This window comes from Lelliottia sp. 489, assembly GCF_050435885.1.
GTDB classification, from domain to species: Bacteria; Pseudomonadota; Gammaproteobacteria; order Enterobacterales; family Enterobacteriaceae; genus Enterobacter; species Enterobacter nimipressuralis.
The window spans coordinates 98,814-118,794 of the sequence record NZ_JBNDLC010000008.1; the positions used below are offsets into that span (position 1 = coordinate 98,814).

Sequence of the window (19,981 nt, forward strand, 5' to 3'; positions counted from 1 at the left end):
GATGTTGACCTTTATCCCTTTCCCGATCTTGCGTTGTTTGGCGCTGGCTGCCGCGATGATGGTGGCCGGGACTGTTCATGCCGACGCCGCGCCGCGTCGTGAGACGGCCTCCGAAGAAGAGGCCGCCGCCAAAGTGCGGATGCGCAATCGCGCGGCGCTGCTGAAAAAAGCCCGCACCCGCATCGCCGTGGTGCCGGTGACGCCGGAGCAAAAGCGCAAGCTGAGCGAGGCGAAACGCCTTGAGCGCGTACAAAACCGCGAACAGCTGGCGATGCATAAACGCTGGCAGCCTGGAAAGCTCTCTACGGACATGATCTGGGAGCCGCTCCCCGGCGAGAAGATGAGCCCGCGCCTGCAGGCATCGCTGAAAAAAGTGATTCATTTGCTGCAAGAGCAGATTGGCAAACCCTACGTCTGGGGCGGCCAGACGCCGGAGCAGGGCTTTGATTGCAGCGGCCTGGTGTTCTACGCGTTCACGCCGGTGCTGAGCCGCAATCTGCCGCGCACCGCCAACGGTATGTATCAGGACCGCACGCTGAGACAGATAAAACAGGACAAATTGCGACGCGGCGATCTGGTGTTCTTCAACATCAACCAGCGCCCCGGCGCGGATCACGTCGGCGTCTATCTTGGGGACGGCAAATTTATCGAAGCCCCGCGCACCGGCCTGAATATTCGCATCAGCCAGCTTTCCGATAACTTCTGGCAGGACCACTATCTCGGTGCCCGCCGCATTTTAACTGACGAGGCTGTGCTCTGACGCGGCCCCCTTTTTCAGAACGATTGAGACATTTTCCATGACCCAGACTTGCAAAAAATTCGCCATCGACGACGGTTCCACTAACGTCAAAATCAGCTGGATTGAAAACGGCACCCTGAAGACCGTGGTCTCGCCAAACTCCTTCCGCAAAGACTGGAAGAGCGCGGCGCTGCTGCGCGGCCAGGCGGTGCACAACTACACCATCGGCACCACCAAATACACCTACGATGCCACATCCGATAAGGCGCTCTCCACCACCCATATCGACTATCAATATGACGATTTAAACCTGCTGGCGGTGCATCACGCCCTGCTTCAGACCGGGGTAACGCCGTGCGACGTAGAGGTGATTGTGACCTTACCGATCACCCAGTTCTACAAGCCGGACGACTGCCAGCGTAACGAAGAGCGCATCGAAGCGAAGCGCCAGAATCTGATGCGCGATATCACCCTGAACAAAGGCGAGCTGTTCCGCATCGTGGATGTGCAGGTGATGCCGGAGAGCCTGCCTGCGGCGCTGTCTCATCTGCTCAACTCGAACGTTAATGAATTTACCAAATCGCTGGTGATCGATTGCGGCGGCACCACCCTGGATATGGGCGTGGTGATTGGCGAATTTGACGATGTCTCGGCCATCTACGGCAACAACGAAATCGGCGTGGCGATGGTGACTGACGCGACGCGCAAACTGCTGGCCGCTGCCGACAGCGACTCCAGCTATCTGGTGGCGAATGAGCTGATCAAGCGCCGCCACGATCTTAACTTTGTAAAAAGCGTGATTAACGACGAATCGCGCATCGACGACATCCTCGAAAAGATTGAGATTAAAATTCAGGAGCTGGGCGATCAGGTCGCTTACGAAGCGAAAAAATTCGCCAAAAACCCGAACCGCGTTTACCTGGTCGGCGGCGGTGCGCACCTGATCGAAGGGGCGATTCGCGACGTCTACGCGACCCTCGGCGATCGCGTGGTGAGCATTGAAAATCCGCAGAGCGCCCTGTCGCGCGAAATCTGCCTGTACCACTCTGACGCCGGTGCGCAGACGGTCGAGGAGCCGTTAATGGCCGAGGTGGGTGACGATGCGTAAGGGACAGATTCGCCGCGTCAATCTGTCCCTGCACCTGACGCCAGACCAGTCGCGCGCGGATCTGCGCGCGATGCAGCAGCTGCAAAAGTGGCATCAGTCCATGGACAAGTCTGCCAGTATTGACGACACGAATATGGAGATCCGCGCGTTCCACCGTGACGTCTACCTGGCGGGCCTGCAGCTGCACCTGATGGACCCGTCCCTGTGCCACCATGTGGCGGAATCGCTGGGGCGCGAAACGCTAACGCTCGCGCAGCTGCTGGAGGAATTGACGCCGCAGGAGTCTGTGCCGGAAAAAGCGGTGGATACTTCCGCAGAGCAGCTGGCGCAGTTACAGATGATTCGTGACGAAGTTGCAGCCCTGAAGCCGCTGCTGGAGCAGCAGAAGCTGGTGTTACAGCAGTTACGAATGGCCGGGAAAACGGCGGCGGAACCTGAGCGTGCGGCGAGTGGCAAAGAGGAGCTGGAGTTGAGTCAGGTGGATGCGCCGACGGAGAAGATGAAGAAGGTGCGGCAGAAGGGAATTTTCTAGCAGCTTGTGCCTGTTATCCTGACCCTCTCTCTGTGTGAGAGGGCCGGGATGTGAGGACTAAACGCTCAGCGATCAGGTAATGACCATCGGCCAGTCAGGCGGGGTATGGCTCATCGCTTCGATCATCACCTCTTTCATGTTGCCCCAGATCGTCGCCACGTCCACCATGGTGATACCCAGTAATCCCGTCGCGAACCAGCATGCAGCGCCTACGCCCAGTAAGGTGCTAATCACCGCCAGCCCCGCAAGGTCAGATTTACGAAATTGAATGTTCAGCGTGCTGGCTAAAAACATCAAAACCGCACTCAACAACGGCCAGCGCAGTAAAACCATGCTGGTGGTAATGGTCGCCATAAACCAAATCCTCGAAAAGCGTGTGAACAACAATGAAACAGTGTTTCGCGTTACAGAATATGTGTGAACTATATCACATTTGTTCTTTTATTCGCCAGTCTCGTTGCGGCAAAAATGTGCGCTTTTTAACCCTTCTCAGGAAAAAAAGGGGGACGCAAAATATATCTTTGCAGACTAATCGTGATTTCATGTACGTCTTTATAACGAATTCATTGAGATACAAAAGTCTCTACAGCCAGGAGGGGTCTGTACAATATTTACAGTATTAGACCTATGGCTTATGCTTGAACGGACAATAAAATATACACAATTAATAATTCAGGTTACTGAATTCATTGCTTTTTATTCTCTGGTGTCACTTATTATTCACACACACATGCAATTTTTCACATATTTATGCGTTGCCTGGAATAAAAGCTCTCAATGAGATTATTCGAATCCTGAGTTATTCGTTGCGCCTGTTTTCTATGTTTCAACGACCTGCGAATAAACATGATGAAAGAGACATGCCGCGAAATTGTTAACGACAGCATGCAGGCTTTGCATGCTTTAGCAAAATTGATGCCGCTGTTAACGTCCCAGTGTTCGCTGACTGAGATGCTGGAAACGATCAACCGCTCGCTGGGTTCGGCGCTGGCGTGGGTGAGTGTGGATGATGATAGCGGCTTGCCGCGCGTGGTTTGCGCGGGTGATGTCACCTGCCACTCTTTTGAAGTGACCGATTTTCTTGCCAGCACGCTGATGAAGCGTCATCACCGCTCGTGGCGCGCAATTTACTGGAAAGAAAATATTGGCCGCTCGCTTTTTAACGCCCAGCATCCGGGTTATGTGCAATTACAAAGCGGCGTGTTATGCAAACTCTCTTCCCGGGATGGCAGCTGCAACGGCTATTTCTTCCTGGGTTTTTCGCAACGATTATGTGCATTACCGACGCTGAAAAATGTGGTGGTCGTACTGGTCGAGAAATTAAAAGATTATTTTGCCGATATGATTTCTCGCGAGCGAACGGCAAAAGAGATGCAGCTGGTGGTGACGCAATATAAAACGTTATTTGAACGCGCGCCGGTATTAATGAACTCTTTTGATCGGCGTAATCGCTGCGTACTGTGGAATATGGAGTGTGAAAAGATATTTGGCTGGACGATGGCGGAGATCAATATGTATCCCGATCCGCTGGCGCTCTTTTATCCCGACCCGGAAGTGCGGCAGCGGGTCCGCGAATCGGTCCATGTGTCGCCTCTGAAAGATATGTACGAGTGGCATCCGATCCGTAAAGACGGGGAAGAACTCACCATTCTGTGGTCGAACATTCTGCTGCCGGACGGCTCTATTCTGAATATTGGTCTGGATATCACCGAGCGTAAAAAAGCCGAGCAGCAGCTGGCGCTGAAAGCCACCACCGACGACCTGACCGGCTGCTTGAATCGTTCGGCGATTTTACAGGCGCTGCAGAGCGCTCTTGAGCGCAATCAAACGCGCGACAGCCCATTCTGCGTGCTGATGTTTGACCTGGATTATTTCAAGCAGATCAACGACGAGTGGGGCCATCAGATTGGTGATGCCGCACTGATCCACTTCTGCGATCGCCTGCGCGAGTTAAGCCCTGCACATTCCGCGCTGGGGCGGGTTGGCGGAGAAGAGTTTTTACTTCTACTCTCAGAGGCGGACTGTGAAGCGGCTATAGCCCTCTCGACAAAGCTGCGTGCAGCACTGCTGGAGCGGCCGATGTGGGTGGGCGATAAATCCCTGCTCCTCACCTTTAGCGCCGGAGTGGTGGAGGTCGGGCGTGGACAGCGCGATACCTCGTCGCTGCTTACCCGCGCCGACAAAGCTTTATATGATGCAAAACGAAGCGGCAGAGGGAAAACGGTGATTGCCATTGATTATTTATAAATCAATATCGGGGTAAGCCGTATCCAATAAGTCTGAAAATTCATGATCACGCTGAGCTTTTTTCATGCTGTCGTGAGTTTGGCTTAATCAATGATCCTCTGTTGTGTTATCTTAAAACTCACCGTTAAGTCTTGATATTTATTTTCCTTAATAAAAACGGCACGCATTCTTTAAGTTTGGCTTACGGACAAATAATATCGTCATAACCAAATATTGGGTTTCTGATGATAAAAGTCAGTTGCTAACTTCGCATGATTCATGCAACGTAATCACCTGTTTATCAAAGCATCCGGCCTTCATTACTACAGGCACACATATTGCAGGGATATAGGGCGGAAATGAATCGTAGCGCACGGCGCAAGGTGCTGAGGGTAGTCGGGATCATCATGGTAGTTTTGCTACCGGTGATGCTGGCGCTATGGTTTGCCCAGCTAAGAGCCGTCACCGAAACAAGCAGTCAGCTACGCTCCTTTGCGCAACTCGCTTTAGATAAAACTGAACTGGTAATTGAACAGGTTGAATTAGCCCGCGACGCCGCCGAAAAATATCAGGGCGAGATTTGTTCCCCCGCTCATCGGCAATATATGTTGAACGTTGTGCGTGGCCGTCTGTATGTGTCCGATTTAATTTATGCCGAAGGCCAGCAGTTTCTCTGCTCCACGGTAATGACTCCCGATAAGCCGTATCTGATACCTGACGCAAATTACAAACGAAAACCTGACGTCTCTATCTATTATTTCCGCGATACGCCCTTTTTTGCTGGTTATAAAATGACTTATATGCAGCGCGGGAATTATGTCGTCGTGGTCAATCCGCTCTCATACAGTGAAGTGATGTCGACAGATCACTCTCTGGCGTGGGGCGTATTTGATACGGTGACCAATGCCTTCTTTTCCGTCAGCCCACGGGCCAATATTTCTTTATTACACACGCTCGTCGGAAATGTGAGCGCGCCATTTCAAAAAGACGATCGTTTTTACACCATCGTCAGCTCAGCGAAACGGCCTATTGCCGCGATCGTCTCGACATCCAATACCCGTTTTTATGAAATTCTTTACCACCAGGCCACATTGACCCTGCCGCTGGGGATGATTTGCAGCATTATTATTTTGCTGGTTTGGTCGCGCACGCACCGTGAATTTAATTCGCCAGGACGGTTATTGCACCGCGCGCTCAATAAGCGTCAGTTGTGCGTTCATTATCAGCCGATCATTGATATTAAAAATAACCGCTGCGTCGGCGCCGAAGCGCTGCTGCGCTGGCCGGGGTTTAATGGCCCGGTGATGAGCCCGGCAGAGTTTATTCCGCTGGCGGAAAAAGAGGGGATGATCGAGCGCATTACCGATTATGTCGTCGAAGAGGTGTTTAACGATCTCGGTGATTTCCTCGGCAACAATCCGCACCTCTATATTTCGATTAACCTGTCGGCGTCGGATTTCCACTCGTCGCGCCTGATTGCCCTGATCTCGGATAAAGCGCGGCATTACTCCGTGCGGGCGCAGCAGATTAAAATTGAGGTAACGGAGCGCGGATTTATTGATGTGCCGAAAACCACGCCGGTGATTCAGGCGTTTCGCCAGGCGGGTTATGAGGTGGCGATCGATGATTTTGGCACCGGGTATTCGAACCTGCATAACCTCTATTCGCTCAACGTCGATATCCTGAAAATCGATAAGTCGTTTATCGATACCCTGACCACCAACAGCACCAGCCACCTGATTGCGGAACACATCATTGAGATGGCCCAAAGTCTGCGGCTGAAAACCATTGCGGAAGGGGTGGAAACGGCGGAGCAGGTGACCTGGCTCCTCAAGCGCGGCGTGCAATATTGTCAGGGCTGGCACTTTGCGAAGGCGATGCCGCCGCAGGAATTTATGACCTGGCAGCAACAGCCTGTCGGCGTGCTGATCCCGCGCACGAGTTAATTCAGCTGGTGGCGGTAGTCGCTCGGCGTGCGGTCGAATTCGCGACGAAACACCCTGGAAAACGTCTGCTGCGACACATATCCCAAATCCATCGCAATATCAAAAATCGGACGCTTGGTCGTGCGCAGAGCCTGTGCCGCCAGCAGTAACCGACGCTGACGAATGTAATCTCCCAGAGTCTGATGCATAACGGTGCGGAACATCCGCTGCAGATACCACTTCGAATAGCCCGACTTTTTAGCGACAGCGTCAATATTTAACGGTTGGTCGATATGTTCATCAATCCATTCAATCAATGTCTGAATAATTTGCTGATGCGACATAAGGTTGCCCCTCTTTAGATACAACTTTCTCTGTTGATTCGTCGTTTTCTCTGCGGGGGAGTATAATTCCTCAAGTTAACTTGAGGTAAAGAGGTTTTATGGAAAAGAGATTACCCAGAATTAAGGCGCTGCTGACGCCGGGGGAAGTCGCAAAGCGTAGCGGGGTGGCGGTCTCAGCGCTGCATTTCTATGAAAGCAAAGGCTTAATTAAAAGTATCCGCAACGGGGGCAATCAGCGCCGCTACACCCGCGATGTGTTGCGCTACGTGGCGATTATCAAAATTGCGCAACGGATCGGCATTCCGCTGGCGACCATTGGCGATGCGTTTGGCGTGCTGCCGGAGGGGCACTCCCTGAGTACGAAAGAGTGGAAGCAACTATCCTCCCAGTGGCGTGAGGAGCTGGATCGGCGCATTCATACGCTCGTGGCATTGCGCGATGAACTGGACGGGTGTATCGGCTGCGGGTGCCTGTCGCGCAGCGACTGCCCGCTGCGAAATCCGGGGGATACGCTGGGGGCGCAGGGGACCGGCGCGCGGCTGCTGGAAGAAGATTGAGTTCGCAGGGTTTATGTGCCGGATGGCGCAGTGCGTATCCGGCCACCAAATAACGCACAATCCTGTGGGCTGACTAAAATGTAGTAGCCACCCCAACGCAGAAAAAACTAAAGCGCCAGACTAAGGCGCTTTAGTTTATTCCCGGTCTTTGTCTTTCTCTCTATCCCGTTGGTACACGGGAGGGTTTCCCCCGACATCAACACCCCTCATGTCGAGCACGTTGGGGAGGTTCCGGTTTGTGTTGACACTTTAATTGTATGCAAAACCCGGTGGTTCGCCAGTGGCTTTGGTCAGAATCTCGCCAAAACTTTTTCGCCATGTTGTGCAATTTTCTATAGTTAGTTTGTATGAATCACAGGAGAAAACCATGCTGACGCTCCACCACCTGAACCAGTCCCGCTCCCAGCGCGTTATCTGGGCGCTTGAAGAGCTATCTGTGCCGTATCAGATTGTCCGCTACCAGCGTGAAAAAACGATGATGGCGCCCCCGTCGCTCAAAAAAGTGCATCCCCTGGGGAAATCGCCGGTGATCGAGGATAACGGCCTGATCCTCGCAGAGTCCGGCGCCATTCTGGAATATCTGCAGGAGACCTATGACACCGAGTCGCAGCTCAAGCCCGAGGGCGCGGCGGACAAAAATCAATACCGCTTCTGGCTGCACTATGCGGAAGGTTCCCTGATGCCGCTCCTGCTGATGAAGCTGGTGTTTGCCAGCCTCGGTAAGCCGCCGATTCCGTTTGGTATGCGCTCGCTTGGCAAAGTGCTGGGTGGGGGCGTACAAAAAGCCTGGCTCAATCCGCAGCTCGAAACCCACGCGCGCTATATCGAATCCCATCTCAGCGAACACCCCTGGTTTGCCGGTGAGCAGCTGAGCATGGCCGATATCCAGATGACTTATCCGATCTTCGCACTGCTGGCACGCGGTGGGATCGACAATCTTCCGCACACCCAGGCGTGGAAAAAAAGAGTGGAAATGCGTCCTGCCTGGCAACGCGCGATTCAGCAGGGTGGGCCTTTTGAGATCCCTGGCGGGTGACAGATTGTTATCAAATTGCGCATTCACGATAACGTTTGCGCATCCTCTGGTTATTTCTTCAGCGTCATAAGGGAATTTTAGCGAAAAACGATAAAGTTCAGTTGAAAAGGGCGTGGATTAGGCTAGATAATCGTTTGCCTTCAATTCACCACCCGTTTTGTCAGCGCGGAGCTAAACGTTTGCTTTTTTTGTGACGGCCCCTTTTCGTCGCAAACGCAGCACAAGGATTTGACGTTTCGCTGGCAGTGGAGTTGTCCACCACGCTGACAGGCGAATGATAAAAATTTCTCAGGGGATGTTTTCTATGTCTACGCCATCAGCGCGTACCGGCGGTTCACTCGACGCCTTGTTTAAAATTTCTGCTCGCGGCAGCACCGTGCGTCAGGAAGTTGTTGCAGGTCTGACGACGTTTCTGGCGATGGTTTACTCCGTCATCGTGGTGCCTGGCATGCTGGGTAAAGCGGGCTTCCCGCCGGCGGCCGTTTTCGTTGCCACCTGTCTGGTTGCGGGCGTCGGCTCCATCGTCATGGGCCTGTGGGCAAACTTGCCGCTGGCGATTGGCTGTGCGATCTCGCTGACCGCCTTTACCGCGTTTAGCCTGGTGCTGGGTCAGCACATCAGCGTGCCGGTCGCGCTGGGTGCGGTATTCCTGATGGGTGTGTTGTTCACCATCATCTCCGCCACCGGGATTCGTAGCTGGATCTTGCGCAACCTGCCGCAGGGCGTGGCGCACGGCACCGGTATCGGTATCGGCCTGTTCCTGCTGCTGATTGCGGCGAACGGCGTCGGTCTGGTAATCAAAAACCCACTGGACGGCCTGCCAGTGACCATGGGCCATTTCGCCAGCTTCCCGGTGATTATGTCCCTGATTGGTCTGGCGGTGATTATCGGCCTGGAAAAACTGAAGGTGCCGGGCGGTATTCTGCTGACCATCATCGGTGTTTCGATTGTCGGTTTGATTTTCGATCCGACCGTTCACTTCTCCGGCGTTTTCGCCATGCCGTCTCTGAGCGACGACCAGGGTAACTCCCTGATTGGTAGCCTGGATATCGTCGGCGCCCTGAACCCGATTGTTCTGCCAAGCGTGCTGGCGCTGGTGATGACCGCGGTGTTTGATGCCACCGGCACCATCCGCGCTGTCGCGGGGCAAGCGAACCTGCTGGATAAAGACGGGCAGATTATCGATGGCGGCAAAGCGCTGACCACCGACTCCCTGAGCAGTGTCTTCTCCGGCCTGGTCGGTGCGGCACCGGCGGCGGTGTATATCGAGTCCGCAGCGGGCACGGCGGCAGGCGGTAAAACCGGTCTGACGGCGATCACCGTGGGCGTGCTGTTCCTGCTGATCCTGTTCCTCTCTCCGCTCTCCTATCTGGTTCCGGCCTACGCGACCGCGCCTGCGCTGATGTACGTGGGTCTACTGATGCTGAGCAACGTGGCGAAAATTGATTTCGCGGATTTCGTCGATGCGATGTCCGGCCTGATTACCGCCGTGTTTATCGTGCTGACCTGTAACATCGTGACCGGCATCATGATCGGTTTCGCCTCGCTGGTGATTGGTCGTCTGGTCTCCGGTGAGTGGCGCAAGCTGAACATCGGCACCGTGGTGATTGCCATTGCGCTGGTGGCATTCTATGCGGGCGGCTGGGCGATTTAAGCCTGTCCGACGCCTTAAAACGGGTGGCTTAGGCCGCCCGTTTTCATTTTCAGACCCATTTCGTTGTCTTTTGCGTTACTCTGGAAGCGGTAGAATAGAAGCACGACGCTTCATGCTTATGCCTGTCATACGTTTAGTTGCACGTGCGTTGGCTGCGGTCATTCTCCCTCATCACTTACTTGAGTAAGCTCATGGAGATGCACTTACTGCCACCTTCTTTCAACTCGACTTATTTAGGGCATACACAATAAGAAACACGCAAACAGGGAACGCATGGAAATCTTCTTCACAATACTCATCATGACCCTTGTGGTCTCACTTTCCGGGGTAGTTACCCGCGTACTACCCTTCCAGTTACCCCTCCCGCTGATGCAAATCGCCATTGGTGCGCTGCTGGCGTGGCCGACGTTTGGCCTGCACGTTGAGTTCGATCCCGAGCTGTTCCTCGTGCTGTTCATTCCGCCGCTGCTGTTTGCCGACGGCTGGAAAACGCCGACGCGTGAATTTCTTGAACACGGGCGAGAGATATTTGGTCTGGCGCTGGCGCTGGTCGTCGTCACGGTTGTCGGGATAGGGTTCCTGATTTACTGGATGGTACCGGGCATTCCGCTGATACCGGCCTTTGCACTCGCCGCCGTCCTGTCGCCAACGGATGCCGTGGCCCTTTCCGGTATCGTCGGCGAAGGCCGGATACCGAAGAAAATCATGGGCATCCTGCAGGGCGAGGCGCTGATGAACGACGCCTCCGGTCTGGTAGCGCTGAAATTTGCCGTCGCAGTGGCGATGGGAACCATGATTTTTACTATCGGTGGCGCGACCGTTGAATTCTTTAAGGTGGCGATTGGCGGCATCCTGGCCGGGTTTGTGGTGAGCTGGCTGTACGGTCGCTCGCTCGGGTTCCTCAGCCGCTGGGGCGGTGACGAACCCGCCACACAGATCGTCCTGCTGTTCCTGCTGCCGTTTGCCTCTTACCTGATTGCCGAACACATTGGCGTATCGGGCATCCTGGCGGCCGTCGCGGCGGGGATGACCATCACCCGAGCGGGCGTGATGCGCCGCGCACCGCTGGCGATGCGTCTGCGCGCCAACAGCACCTGGGCGATGCTGGAGTTTGTCTTTAACGGCATGGTGTTCCTGCTGTTGGGCCTGCAGCTGCCGGGCATTCTGGAGTCCTCGCTGGTGGCGGCAGAAGCCGATCCGAACGTGGAAACCTGGATGCTGTTTACCGATATCGTGCTGATTTACCTGGCGCTGATGCTGGTGCGTTTCGGCTGGCTGTGGACGATGAAAAAATTCAGCCTGCGTTTTCTGCACAAGAAGCCGATGGAGTTTGGCTCCTGGACCACGCGCGAGCTGCTGATTGCCTCATTTGCGGGCGTTCGCGGGGCGATTACCCTCGCCGGTGTGCTCTCGATTCCCCTGCTGCTGCCGGATGGCAACGTCTTCCCGGCGCGTTACGAACTGGTGTTCCTGGCGGCTGGCGTGATCCTGTTCTCGCTGTTTATCGGCGTGGTGATGCTGCCTATTCTGCTGCAACACCTGGAGGTGGCCGACCACTCCCAGCAGCATAAAGAGGAGCGTATCGCGCGCGCGGCGACCGCCGAAGTGGCGATTGTGGCGATTGAGAAGATGGAAGAGCGTCTGGCGTCCGATGCGGAAGAGAACATAGATAATCAGCTGCTGAAAGAGGTGAGCTCGCGGGTGATTGGTAACCTGCGCCGCCGCGCCGATGGGCGTAACGACGTAGAAAGTTCGATGCAGGAAGAGAATCTGGAGCGCCGCTTCCGTCTGGCCGCGCTGCGTTCAGAGCGAGCCGAGCTTTACCACCTGCGTGCTACGCGCCAGATCAGCAATGAGACGCTGCAAAAACTGCTGCACGATCTGGATTTGCTGGAAGCCTTGTTGATAGAACAGTAGGGCGCGCGGCCTGATGGCGGCATCCATTCCCTCTCCCTTTCGGGGGAGGGGGAACACCCGCCGCAGGACTTACTCCGCTGCGACCCAAAACCCCTCGCAGCACGTCAGCCACGCCTGGGCGCTGTGCGACAAATAAACCCCTTCGCGCCAAATCATCCCCAGCTGCCAGTGCAGATCGCTCTCAAGCGGAATCCAGCGCAGCGTGTTCTTATCTAGGCGCTCGCAAATCGGCTGCGGCAAAATCGCAATCCCGACGCCCGCCTGCACCATGGCGGCAAGAAAATCCCACTGACCGCTGCGCACGGCGATGCGCGGTTTGACCTCGTGCTGATGAAAAAGCTGCATCAGCTGGCGGCTCAGGGCGAAATCCTCGTTGTAAATCAGCAGAGGATGCTCCGCCAGCAGCTCGGGTTTTACCGTATCGATCTGCAGCCAGTCGCCGGAGCGCGGGACCAGCACGCACAGGGGGTGGCTGAACAGCGGCAGCGTCGCCAGCCCGCTGTCCTCTTCGACTGGCAGGGCCGTCATCGCCAGATCCAGTTCGCCGTTCATTACCGCCTGTTGGACGGTCAGCCCGCCGAACTCTGAGATCTTCAGCTCTACGCCGGGATAGCGCTGGCGATAGAGGCTGATCGGTCCGGCCATCATCATGCCGACCATCGGCGGAATGCCTAAGCGCAGCAGGCCCTTGTTCAGGTGGTTAATATCGCCAAGCTCGGCTTCCAGCTGGCGGAACTCGGCCAGAATCGCCAGACCGCGCTCAAACACGACGCGCCCGGTGTCTGTCAGCAACAGCTTGCGGCCATCGCGAATCAGCAGGGTACAGTTCAGTTCATCTTCGAGATTTTTCAGCATTTTGCTGATGGTGGGCTGGGTGACAAATAACTTCTCCGCTGCGCGGGTAAAACTCTGCTGGCGAACCACTTCGACAAAATAGCGCAGCGTTCTTATGTCCATGATTATTCCTCGAAACTATACCTTTGATGATTTTAATTCATTTCTGTCCACTCCGTGTGGTCACTATACTGGCGCCTCGTCTCATTTCTGAGGAATTCCCCCATGGCCGTGGCGTTAGGTCGTGTTACGCCTGCTGTTGTGCAACGGCTCCAGGTACCGGTTCAGGTACTGCTTTATGCCGCGCTGTTTGTTTTCGCTGAATATCTCGTTACCTGGCTGCATCTCCCGCTGCCCGCCAATCTGGTGGGAATGGTACTGATGCTGACGCTCATTCTGTGCCGCGTCATCCCTCTGAACTGGATCCGCGCGGGCTCTCGCTGGCTGCTGGCGGAAATGCTGCTGTTCTTTGTTCCGGCGGTGGTGGCGGTGGTGAACTATGCGCAGCTGCTGATGGTCGACGGCTGGCGGATTTTTGCCGTCATCGCCCTGAGCACGCTGATGGTGCTCGGCGCAACGGGATGGGTGGTGGATAAAGTCTATCGCTATGAGATCAGCAGGCAGAAGCATGACTAACTTTCACATCAGCGTGCTGTGCCTGGTGGTCACGCTGGTGATCTATTTTGCCAACAAACGCCTCTATCGCCGCTTTCACGCCCTGCCGCTGATGCCGCTGGTCTTTACCCCGTTGTTACTGGTGCTGATGCTGATCTTCGGCCACATCTCCTGGCAAAACTACATCGGTGAATCCCACTGGCTGCTGTGGCTGCTCGGCCCGGCGACTATCGCCTTCGCCGTGCCGGTTTACGACAATCTGGCGGTGATCCGACGCCACTGGATGTCCCTGACGGCGGGTGTTGTAACGGCAACAGTTGTAGCAGTGACCAGCTCTGTGTGGCTGGCACGCTTGTTCACTCTGTCGGATGAGATCCAGCGCAGCCTGGCGGTGCGTTCCGTCACCACGCCCTTTGCGCTTGCGGCGGCGAAACCTCTCGGCGGCCAGCCGGATCTGGTGGCGCTGTTTGTGGTCGTAACCGGCGTGTTTGGGATGGCGGTGGGCGATATGCTGTTTTTACGTCTGTCGATCCGCGAAGGGATGGCAAAAGGCGCCGGGTTTGGCGCGGCGTCGCACGGTGCGGGGACGGCGCGTTCTTATGAGATGGGTCAGCAGGAGGGCGTGGTCGCCAGTCTGGTGATGATGCTGTCCGGTGTGGTGATGGTGCTGGTTGCCCCGCTGGTGGCGTGGGTGATGTTCTGAAGACTCCCCGGCCAGCGTGACCGGGGAAAGTTAGTTCTTAATGCGCGCGGCCCTGATCGATCCCAAGACCCGTTTGTGAGCGAATAAACTGGGCGCGGAATTTGTCGCGTTCCAGATTTCCTTCCGGTGAATTATCGGTGGCCGAGAAGAACCAAATTCCGATAAACGCCACGGCAATGGAGAACAGCGCCGGGTATTCGTACGGGAAGATGGCTTTTTCGTGACCGAGGATCTGTACCCAAATAGTCGGGCCGAGGATCATCAGAATCACCGCCGTCAGCAGGCCCAGCCAGCCGCCAATCATCGCGCCACGGGTGGTCAGTTTTGACCAGTACATGGAGAGCAGAATGATCGGGAAGTTGCAGCTTGCGGCAATCGAGAACGCCAGGCCGACCATGAAGGCGATGTTCTGTTTCTCGAACAGAATGCCCAGCAGAATCGCCACCACGCCCAGGATCAGCACGGTGATTTTAGAGACTTTCAGCTCCTGACGCTCCGTTGCCCCTTTACGCCACACGTTCGCATAGAGGTCATGAGAGACCGCCGATGCGCCTGCCAGGGTCAGGCCAGCAACCACCGCCAGAATCGTGGCGAACGCCACGGCGGAGATAAAGCCGAGGAACAGGTTGCCACCCACGGCATCGGCCAGATGTACCGCCGCCATGTTATTGCCGCCAATCAGCTGTCCCGCCGCATCTTTAAACGCCGGATTCGCCCCAACCAGCATGATCGCGCCAAAGCCGATGATAAAGGTCAGAATGTAGAAATAGCCCATAAAACCGGTGGCATAGAAGACGCTTTTACGCGCTTCGCGAGCGTCGCTGACGGTAAAGAAGCGCATCAGGATGTGCGGCAGACCGGCCGTACCAAACATCAGACCGAGACCGAGCGACAGCGCGGATATCGGGTCTTTCACCAGCCCCCCTGGGCTCATGATCGCTTCCCCTTTCGGGTGAACCGCCATTGCTTCGGTGAACAGGTTGTTGAAGCTAAAGCCGACGTGTTTCATCACCATAAAGGCCATGAAACTTGCGCCGAACAGCAGCAGCACGGCTTTGATGATCTGCACCCAGGTCGTGGCGAGCATCCCGCCGAACAGAACGTACATCACCATCAGCACGCCTACCAGCACCACGGCGACGTGGTAGTTCAGGCCAAACAGCAGCTCGATTAATTTGCCTGCGCCCACCATCTGGGCAATCAGGTACAGCGCCACCACCACCAGCGAACCGCAGGCGGAGAGGGTACGGATCGGGCCTTGCTTCAGGCGATACGAGGCCACGTCAGCAAAGGTATAACGCCCGAGGTTACGCAGACGCTCAGCGATCAGGAACAGAATAATCGGCCAGCCGACGAGGAAGCCGAGCGAGTAAATCAGACCGTCGTAGCCGGAGGTGTAAACCAGCGCGGAGATCCCGAGGAACGATGCGGCTGACATAAAATCGCCCGCAATCGCCAGCCCGTTCTGGAAGCCGGTAATGTTGCCACCCGCCGTGTAGTAGTCATTACGCGAGCGCACGCGTTTCGACGCCCAGTAGGTGATGTAGAGGGTCAGCAGCACGAAAATCAGGAACATGATAATCGCCTGCCAGTTGGTCGGCTGGCGTTGGACGTCGCCGGTCAGGGCATCGGCCGCATGCGCCGCAAAAGGCAGTGTGGCGGCTAGCGCCGTCAGAACTCGCTTCATGATGCTTTTACCTCACGCAGTACTGCTTTATTGAGACGATCAAATTCACCGTTCGCGCGCCAGACGTAGACGCCGGTCAGCACGAAGGAGATGACAATCACACCGATGCCGATGGGAATCCCGCGTGTGACGCTGGTTCCGGCGTGCAGGGGCGTGCCCAGCCAGTGCGGGGCAAAGGCGATTAGCAGAATAAAGCCGACGTAGATAATCAGCATGATGATGGAAAGGATGAAGGCAAACCGTTGCCGTTTTTCGACGAGCTCCCTGAAATGCGCACTATTTTCTATCTGCTGATAAATATCAGTATTCATCACAGAACTCTCCAGAGTATTGGTGTAGGGAAGGGCGTTTTTATTATTCCCTCTCCCTGTCTGGGAGAGGGTTAGGTTGAGGGGAACTCAGTTACGAAGGCATTGCGATGGCCTGCTTCTCTTCGAGCAGTTTGTCCACCACGCCAGGATCGGCGAGCGTTGAGGTATCACCGAGGTTACTGGTGTCGCCCGCAGCGATTTTGCGCAGTATGCGGCGCATGATCTTGCCGGAGCGGGTTTTCGGCAGCGAGTCGGTCCAGTGCAGCACGTCCGGTGTGGCGAGTGGGCCGATCTCTTTGCGCACCCAGTTACGCACTTCGGTGTACAGCTCAGGCGTCGGCTCTTCGCCATGGTTCAAGGTGACGTAGGCGTAAATCGCCTGGCCTTTGATGTTGTGTGGGATCCCAACCACCGCCGCTTCGGCGATTTTCGGATGGGAAACCAGCGCCGACTCAATCTCAGCGGTGCCCAGACGGTGGCCGGAGACGTTCAGGACATCGTCCACGCGCCCGGTGATCCAGTAGTAGCCGTCTTCGTCACGGCGCGCGCCGTCGCCGCTGAAATACATGTTTTTAAAGGTCGAGAAGTAGGTCTGCTCGAAGCGATCGTGATCGCCAAACAGGGTACGCGCCTGGCCCGGCCAGGAGTCGGTGATCACCAGGTTGCCTTCGGTCGCGCCGTCGAGCGGGTTACCTTCGTTATCCACCAGCGCAGGCTGCACGCCGAAGAACGGACGAGTCGCGGAACCGGCTTTCAGCGGGATTGCGCCCGGCAGCGGAGTGATCATGAAGCCGCCGGTTTCGGTCTGCCACCAGGTGTCCATCACCGGGCATTTTTCGTTGCCGATTTTCTTCCAGTACCACTCCCAGGCTTCCGGGTTAATCGGCTCTCCTACGGAGCCAAGAATGCGCAGGGATGAGCGGTCGGTGCCTTCGATGGCTTTGTCGCCTTCGGCCATCAGCGCGCGGATCGCGGTCGGCGCGGTGTAGAGAATGTTGACCTTATGCTTATCAACCACCTGACACATACGGGCAGGTGTCGGCCAGTTCGGAACGCCTTCGAACATCAGTGTAGTCGCACCGCAGGCCAGCGGGCCGTACAGCAGATAGCTGTGGCCGGTGACCCAGCCCACGTCGGCGGTACACCAGTAAACATCGCCCTGGTGATAGTCGAAGACATATTTAAAGGTCGTGGCCGCGTAAACCAGATAGCCGCCGGTGGTGTGCAGCACACCTTTCGGCTTGCCGGTCGAGCCGGAGGTATAGAGGATAAACAGCGGATCTTCCGCGTTCATCGCTTCGGGCTGATGCTGGTCGCTGGCTTTTTCAATCAGGTCGCTCCACCACAGGTCACGCCCCTCTTTCCACTCGACGTTGCCGCCGGTGCGCTTAAGGACGATGACGTTGCTGATGGTTTTGACGTTCGGGTTTTTCAGCGCTTCGTCGACGTTTTTCTTCAACGGAATGCCGCGACCGGCGCGCACGCCTTCATCGGCGGTGATCACCAGTTTTGAACTGGAATCAATGATGCGCCCGGCAACGGCTTCCGGCGAGAAACCGCCGAAAATCACCGAATGTACGGCACCGATGCGCGCACAGGCGAGCATCGCCACAGCCGCTTCCGGCACCATAGGCATATAGATGGCAACCACATCGCCTTTTTTTATGCCCTGCGCTAACAGCACGTTGGCAAAGCGGCAGACGTCGCGGTGAAGTTCTTTATAGGTGATGTGTTTGCTCTGCGAGGCGTCATCGCCTTCCCAGATAATGGCGGTCTGATCGCCGCGCTCGGCCAGATGGCGGTCCAGGCAGTTCGCGGCCAGGTTCAGGGTGCCGTCTTCGTACCATTTAATCGAGATATTGCCTGGCGCGAAGGAGGTGTTCTTCACCTTCTGGTAGGGGGTGATCCAGTCAAGAATTTTGCCCTGCTCGCCCCAGAAGGCATCAGGGTCGGTGAGAGATTGTTGATACTTTTGCTGGTACTGCTCCGGATTTATCAGGCAACGGTCCGCAATATTTGCGGGAATGTCATGTTTGTGAATTTCGCTCATGGCTTTTGTTCTCCTTTTAGGATGTTAATAATATGTCGCAAAAACGTTAATTGTAGGGGCTTTGGTAGCTTTGTTTGTTATTTGGGCGACAGATCACGCAATAAATGAACAGGTGAAAAAAGCAGCAAATGAAACTTTGAAGGAAAATAATTTACACTGTCGATTATTCACAATTAGTTGAAAAAAACCGTTTTTATAACAAAAGGTTATTTATAAGAATTATTACAAATTAGCGTCCTATGACCTTTTTGCAGTGGAAAGCCTTGTTCTTTAAGGCTTGCGCAGCAGGCCATGCAAATGATACTGATACGGCGCGTTAAAAAACCCCATAAACCAACGCAACACAATTCATACCCTTTCAGTATGTGTCATTCCTGCCAGTGATGGGGGAAGGGCGCTTCATTGAGGAAGTCTGTTTTTATGAAAAACTTGAAAATCAGCCTCGCCTGGCAAATTTTGCTGGCCATGGTGCTGGGCATCTTGCTGGGCAGTTATCTGCATTATCACAGTGACGACCGCGAGTGGCTGGTGGCGAATATGCTGTCACCGGCGGGCGATATCTTTATTCACCTGATCAAAATGATTGTCGTCCCGATTGTGATCTCAACGCTTATCGTCGGTATTGCCGGTGTCGGTGATGCGAAGCAGCTCGGGCGTATCGGTGCGAAAACCATCATCTATTTCGAAGTGATCACTACGGTTGCTATCATTCTGGGTATTACGCTGGCGAATGTGTTCCAGCCGGGTGCCGGGATTGATATGTCGCAGCTGGCAACGGTGGATATTTCGAAATACCAAAGCACAACCGCAGACGTGCAAAGCCATGCGCATGGCCTGATGGGAACCATCCTGTCGCTGGTGCCGACCAATATCGTGGCGTCGATGGCGAAGGGCGAAATGCTGCCGATTATCTTCTTCTCGGTGCTGTTTGGTCTGGGCCTCTCTTCCCTGCCTGCCACGCACCGCGAACCGCTGGTGACCGTGTTCCGTTCTATCTCCGAAACCATGTTTAAAGTGACACACATGGTGATGCGCTACGCCCCTGTGGGTGTGTTCGCGCTGATTGCCGTGACCGTTGCGAACTTCGGCTTTGCCTCCCTGTGGCCGCTGGCGAAGCTGGTGATTCTGGTTCACTTCGCGATTCTGTTCTTTGCGCTGGTCGTGCTGGGGCTGGTTGCGCGTCTGTGCGGCCTGAGCATCTGGATCCTGATTCGCATCCTGAAAGACGAGCTGATTCTGGCGTACTCTACCGCCAGCTCCGAGAGCGTGCTGCCGCGTATTATCGAGAAGATGGAAGCCTACGGCGCGCCGGCGTCGATCACCAGTTTCGTGGTGCCGACGGGCTACTCCTTTAACCTCGATGGCTCAACCCTGTATCAAAGTATCGCGGCAATTTTCATCGCGCAGCTGTACGGTATCGATCTCTCCCTGTGGCAGGAGATCGTCCTGGTGCTGACCCTTATGGTGACCTCGAAAGGGATCGCAGGCGTGCCGGGTGTCTCCTTCGTGGTGCTGCTGGCAACGCTTGGTAGCGTCGGTATTCCGCTGGAAGGCCTGGCGTTTATCGCCGGTGTTGACCGTATCCTCGATATGGCGCGTACCGCGCTGAATGTGGTGGGGAATGCGCTGGCGGTGCTGGTGATCGCCAAGTGGGAACATCAGTTCGACCGCAAAAAGGCGCTGGCGTACGAACGCGACGTGCTGGGTCGTTTTGATAAGACTGCCGATCAGTAATATAAAAAG

The 19,981-nt window shown here is 55.4% G+C and carries 18 protein-coding genes; 12 read left to right on the forward strand and 6 right to left on the reverse strand.

Features of this window, described 5'->3' with window-relative positions; genetic code table 11:
• Position 1: 1 nt before the first annotated feature.
• The 3 genes from ABIE11_RS19645 to ABIE11_RS19655 are packed head-to-tail and all read left to right on the forward strand — an operon-like array spanning position 2 to position 2,379.
• A complete protein-coding gene (locus ABIE11_RS19645; protein ID WP_429185175.1) occupies positions 2-760 on the forward strand; it encodes a C40 family peptidase in 759 nt (252 codons plus the stop codon).
• A gap of 37 nt (positions 761-797) precedes the next feature.
• Entirely contained in the window at positions 798-1,847 is a 1,050-nt protein-coding gene (gene parM, locus ABIE11_RS19650) for a plasmid segregation protein ParM domain-containing protein (protein WP_181827187.1), read from the forward strand.
• Positions 1,840-2,379: a hypothetical protein gene (locus ABIE11_RS19655; protein WP_429185176.1), complete on the forward strand. Its 540-nt coding sequence runs from the start codon at positions 1,840-1,842 to the stop codon at positions 2,377-2,379. The genes parM and ABIE11_RS19655 overlap by 8 nt, the downstream gene beginning before the upstream one ends.
• A 72-nt stretch (positions 2,380-2,451) precedes the next feature.
• On the opposite strand, the gene ABIE11_RS19660 is transcribed toward ABIE11_RS19655, so the two are convergent.
• The gene (locus ABIE11_RS19660; RefSeq protein ID WP_100777994.1) at positions 2,452-2,733 is read right to left on the reverse strand and encodes a YjcB family protein; all 282 of its coding nucleotides are present in this window, start codon (positions 2,731-2,733) and stop codon (positions 2,452-2,454) included.
• A gap of 495 nt (positions 2,734-3,228) precedes the next feature.
• Here ABIE11_RS19660 and ABIE11_RS19665 point away from each other — a divergent pair, with 495 nt between their 5' ends.
• A complete protein-coding gene (locus ABIE11_RS19665; RefSeq protein ID WP_312156522.1) occupies positions 3,229-4,626 on the forward strand; it encodes a sensor domain-containing diguanylate cyclase in 1,398 nt (465 codons plus the stop codon).
• 338 nt (positions 4,627-4,964) lie between these two features.
• The gene (locus ABIE11_RS19670) at positions 4,965-6,551 is read left to right on the forward strand and encodes an EAL domain-containing protein (RefSeq protein WP_429185177.1); all 1,587 of its coding nucleotides are present in this window, start codon (positions 4,965-4,967) and stop codon (positions 6,549-6,551) included.
• Here ABIE11_RS19670 and soxS read toward each other — a convergent pair.
• Positions 6,548-6,874, reverse strand: a complete 327-nt coding sequence (gene soxS / locus ABIE11_RS19675; protein WP_100777992.1) for a superoxide response transcriptional regulator SoxS — start codon at positions 6,872-6,874, stop codon at positions 6,548-6,550. The genes ABIE11_RS19670 and soxS overlap by 4 nt on opposite strands.
• Positions 6,875-6,972: 98 nt before the next feature.
• Here soxS and soxR point away from each other — a divergent pair, with 98 nt between their 5' ends.
• The 4 genes from soxR to ABIE11_RS19695 all read left to right on the forward strand — a co-directional run bounded on the left by soxR (position 6,973) and on the right by ABIE11_RS19695 (position 12,038).
• Positions 6,973-7,431 (forward strand): redox-sensitive transcriptional activator SoxR, encoded by a 459-nt coding sequence (gene soxR, locus ABIE11_RS19680; RefSeq protein WP_100777991.1) that lies wholly within the window; start codon positions 6,973-6,975, stop codon positions 7,429-7,431.
• A gap of 367 nt (positions 7,432-7,798) precedes the next feature.
• Positions 7,799-8,467, forward strand: a complete 669-nt coding sequence (locus tag ABIE11_RS19685) for a glutathione S-transferase family protein (protein WP_100777990.1) — start codon at positions 7,799-7,801, stop codon at positions 8,465-8,467.
• 304 nt (positions 8,468-8,771) lie between these two features.
• Positions 8,772-10,121, forward strand: coding sequence for a guanine/hypoxanthine transporter GhxP (gene ghxP / locus ABIE11_RS19690; protein ID WP_102105724.1), 1,350 nt, complete (start codon positions 8,772-8,774; stop codon positions 10,119-10,121).
• Positions 10,122-10,394: 273 nt separating this feature from the next.
• Positions 10,395-12,038 (forward strand): Na+/H+ antiporter, encoded by a 1,644-nt coding sequence (locus ABIE11_RS19695; RefSeq protein WP_100777988.1) that lies wholly within the window; start codon positions 10,395-10,397, stop codon positions 12,036-12,038.
• Positions 12,039-12,107: 69 nt separating this feature from the next.
• Here ABIE11_RS19695 and ABIE11_RS19700 read toward each other — a convergent pair whose 3' ends face one another.
• On the reverse strand, positions 12,108-12,995 hold the full coding sequence (locus tag ABIE11_RS19700) for a LysR family transcriptional regulator (RefSeq protein ID WP_429185179.1): 888 nt from the start codon (positions 12,993-12,995) through the stop codon (positions 12,108-12,110).
• 102 nt (positions 12,996-13,097) lie between these two features.
• On the opposite strand from ABIE11_RS19700, the gene ABIE11_RS19705 reads away from it, so the two are divergent.
• Both ABIE11_RS19705 and ABIE11_RS19710 read left to right on the forward strand, forming a co-directional pair.
• Positions 13,098-13,508 carry a CidA/LrgA family protein gene (locus ABIE11_RS19705; protein ID WP_149045025.1) on the forward strand — a complete coding sequence of 137 codons (411 nt, stop codon included), beginning with the start codon at positions 13,098-13,100 and terminating at the stop codon, positions 13,506-13,508.
• A complete protein-coding gene (locus tag ABIE11_RS19710) occupies positions 13,501-14,190 on the forward strand; it encodes an LrgB family protein (protein ID WP_100777985.1) in 690 nt (229 codons plus the stop codon). Before ABIE11_RS19705 ends, ABIE11_RS19710 begins: the two co-directional genes overlap by 8 nt.
• 37 nt (positions 14,191-14,227) lie before the next feature.
• On the opposite strand, the gene actP is transcribed toward ABIE11_RS19710, so the two are convergent.
• From actP to acs, 3 genes are all read right to left on the reverse strand, one after another.
• Positions 14,228-15,877, reverse strand: a complete 1,650-nt coding sequence (gene actP, locus ABIE11_RS19715; RefSeq protein WP_100777984.1) for a cation/acetate symporter ActP — start codon at positions 15,875-15,877, stop codon at positions 14,228-14,230.
• Complete coding sequence (locus tag ABIE11_RS19720) at positions 15,874-16,188, reverse strand: DUF485 domain-containing protein (protein ID WP_100777983.1); 315 nt, start codon at positions 16,186-16,188, stop codon at positions 15,874-15,876. The genes actP and ABIE11_RS19720 overlap by 4 nt, the downstream gene beginning before the upstream one ends.
• 91 nt (positions 16,189-16,279) lie before the next feature.
• Positions 16,280-18,238: an acetate--CoA ligase gene (gene acs / locus ABIE11_RS19725; RefSeq protein WP_100777982.1), complete on the reverse strand. Its 1,959-nt coding sequence runs from the start codon at positions 18,236-18,238 to the stop codon at positions 16,280-16,282.
• Positions 18,239-18,658: 420 nt separating this feature from the next.
• On the opposite strand from acs, the gene gltP reads away from it, so the two are divergent.
• Positions 18,659-19,972: a glutamate/aspartate:proton symporter GltP gene (gene gltP / locus ABIE11_RS19730; RefSeq protein ID WP_100777981.1), complete on the forward strand. Its 1,314-nt coding sequence runs from the start codon at positions 18,659-18,661 to the stop codon at positions 19,970-19,972.
• Positions 19,973-19,981 lie beyond the last annotated feature (9 nt).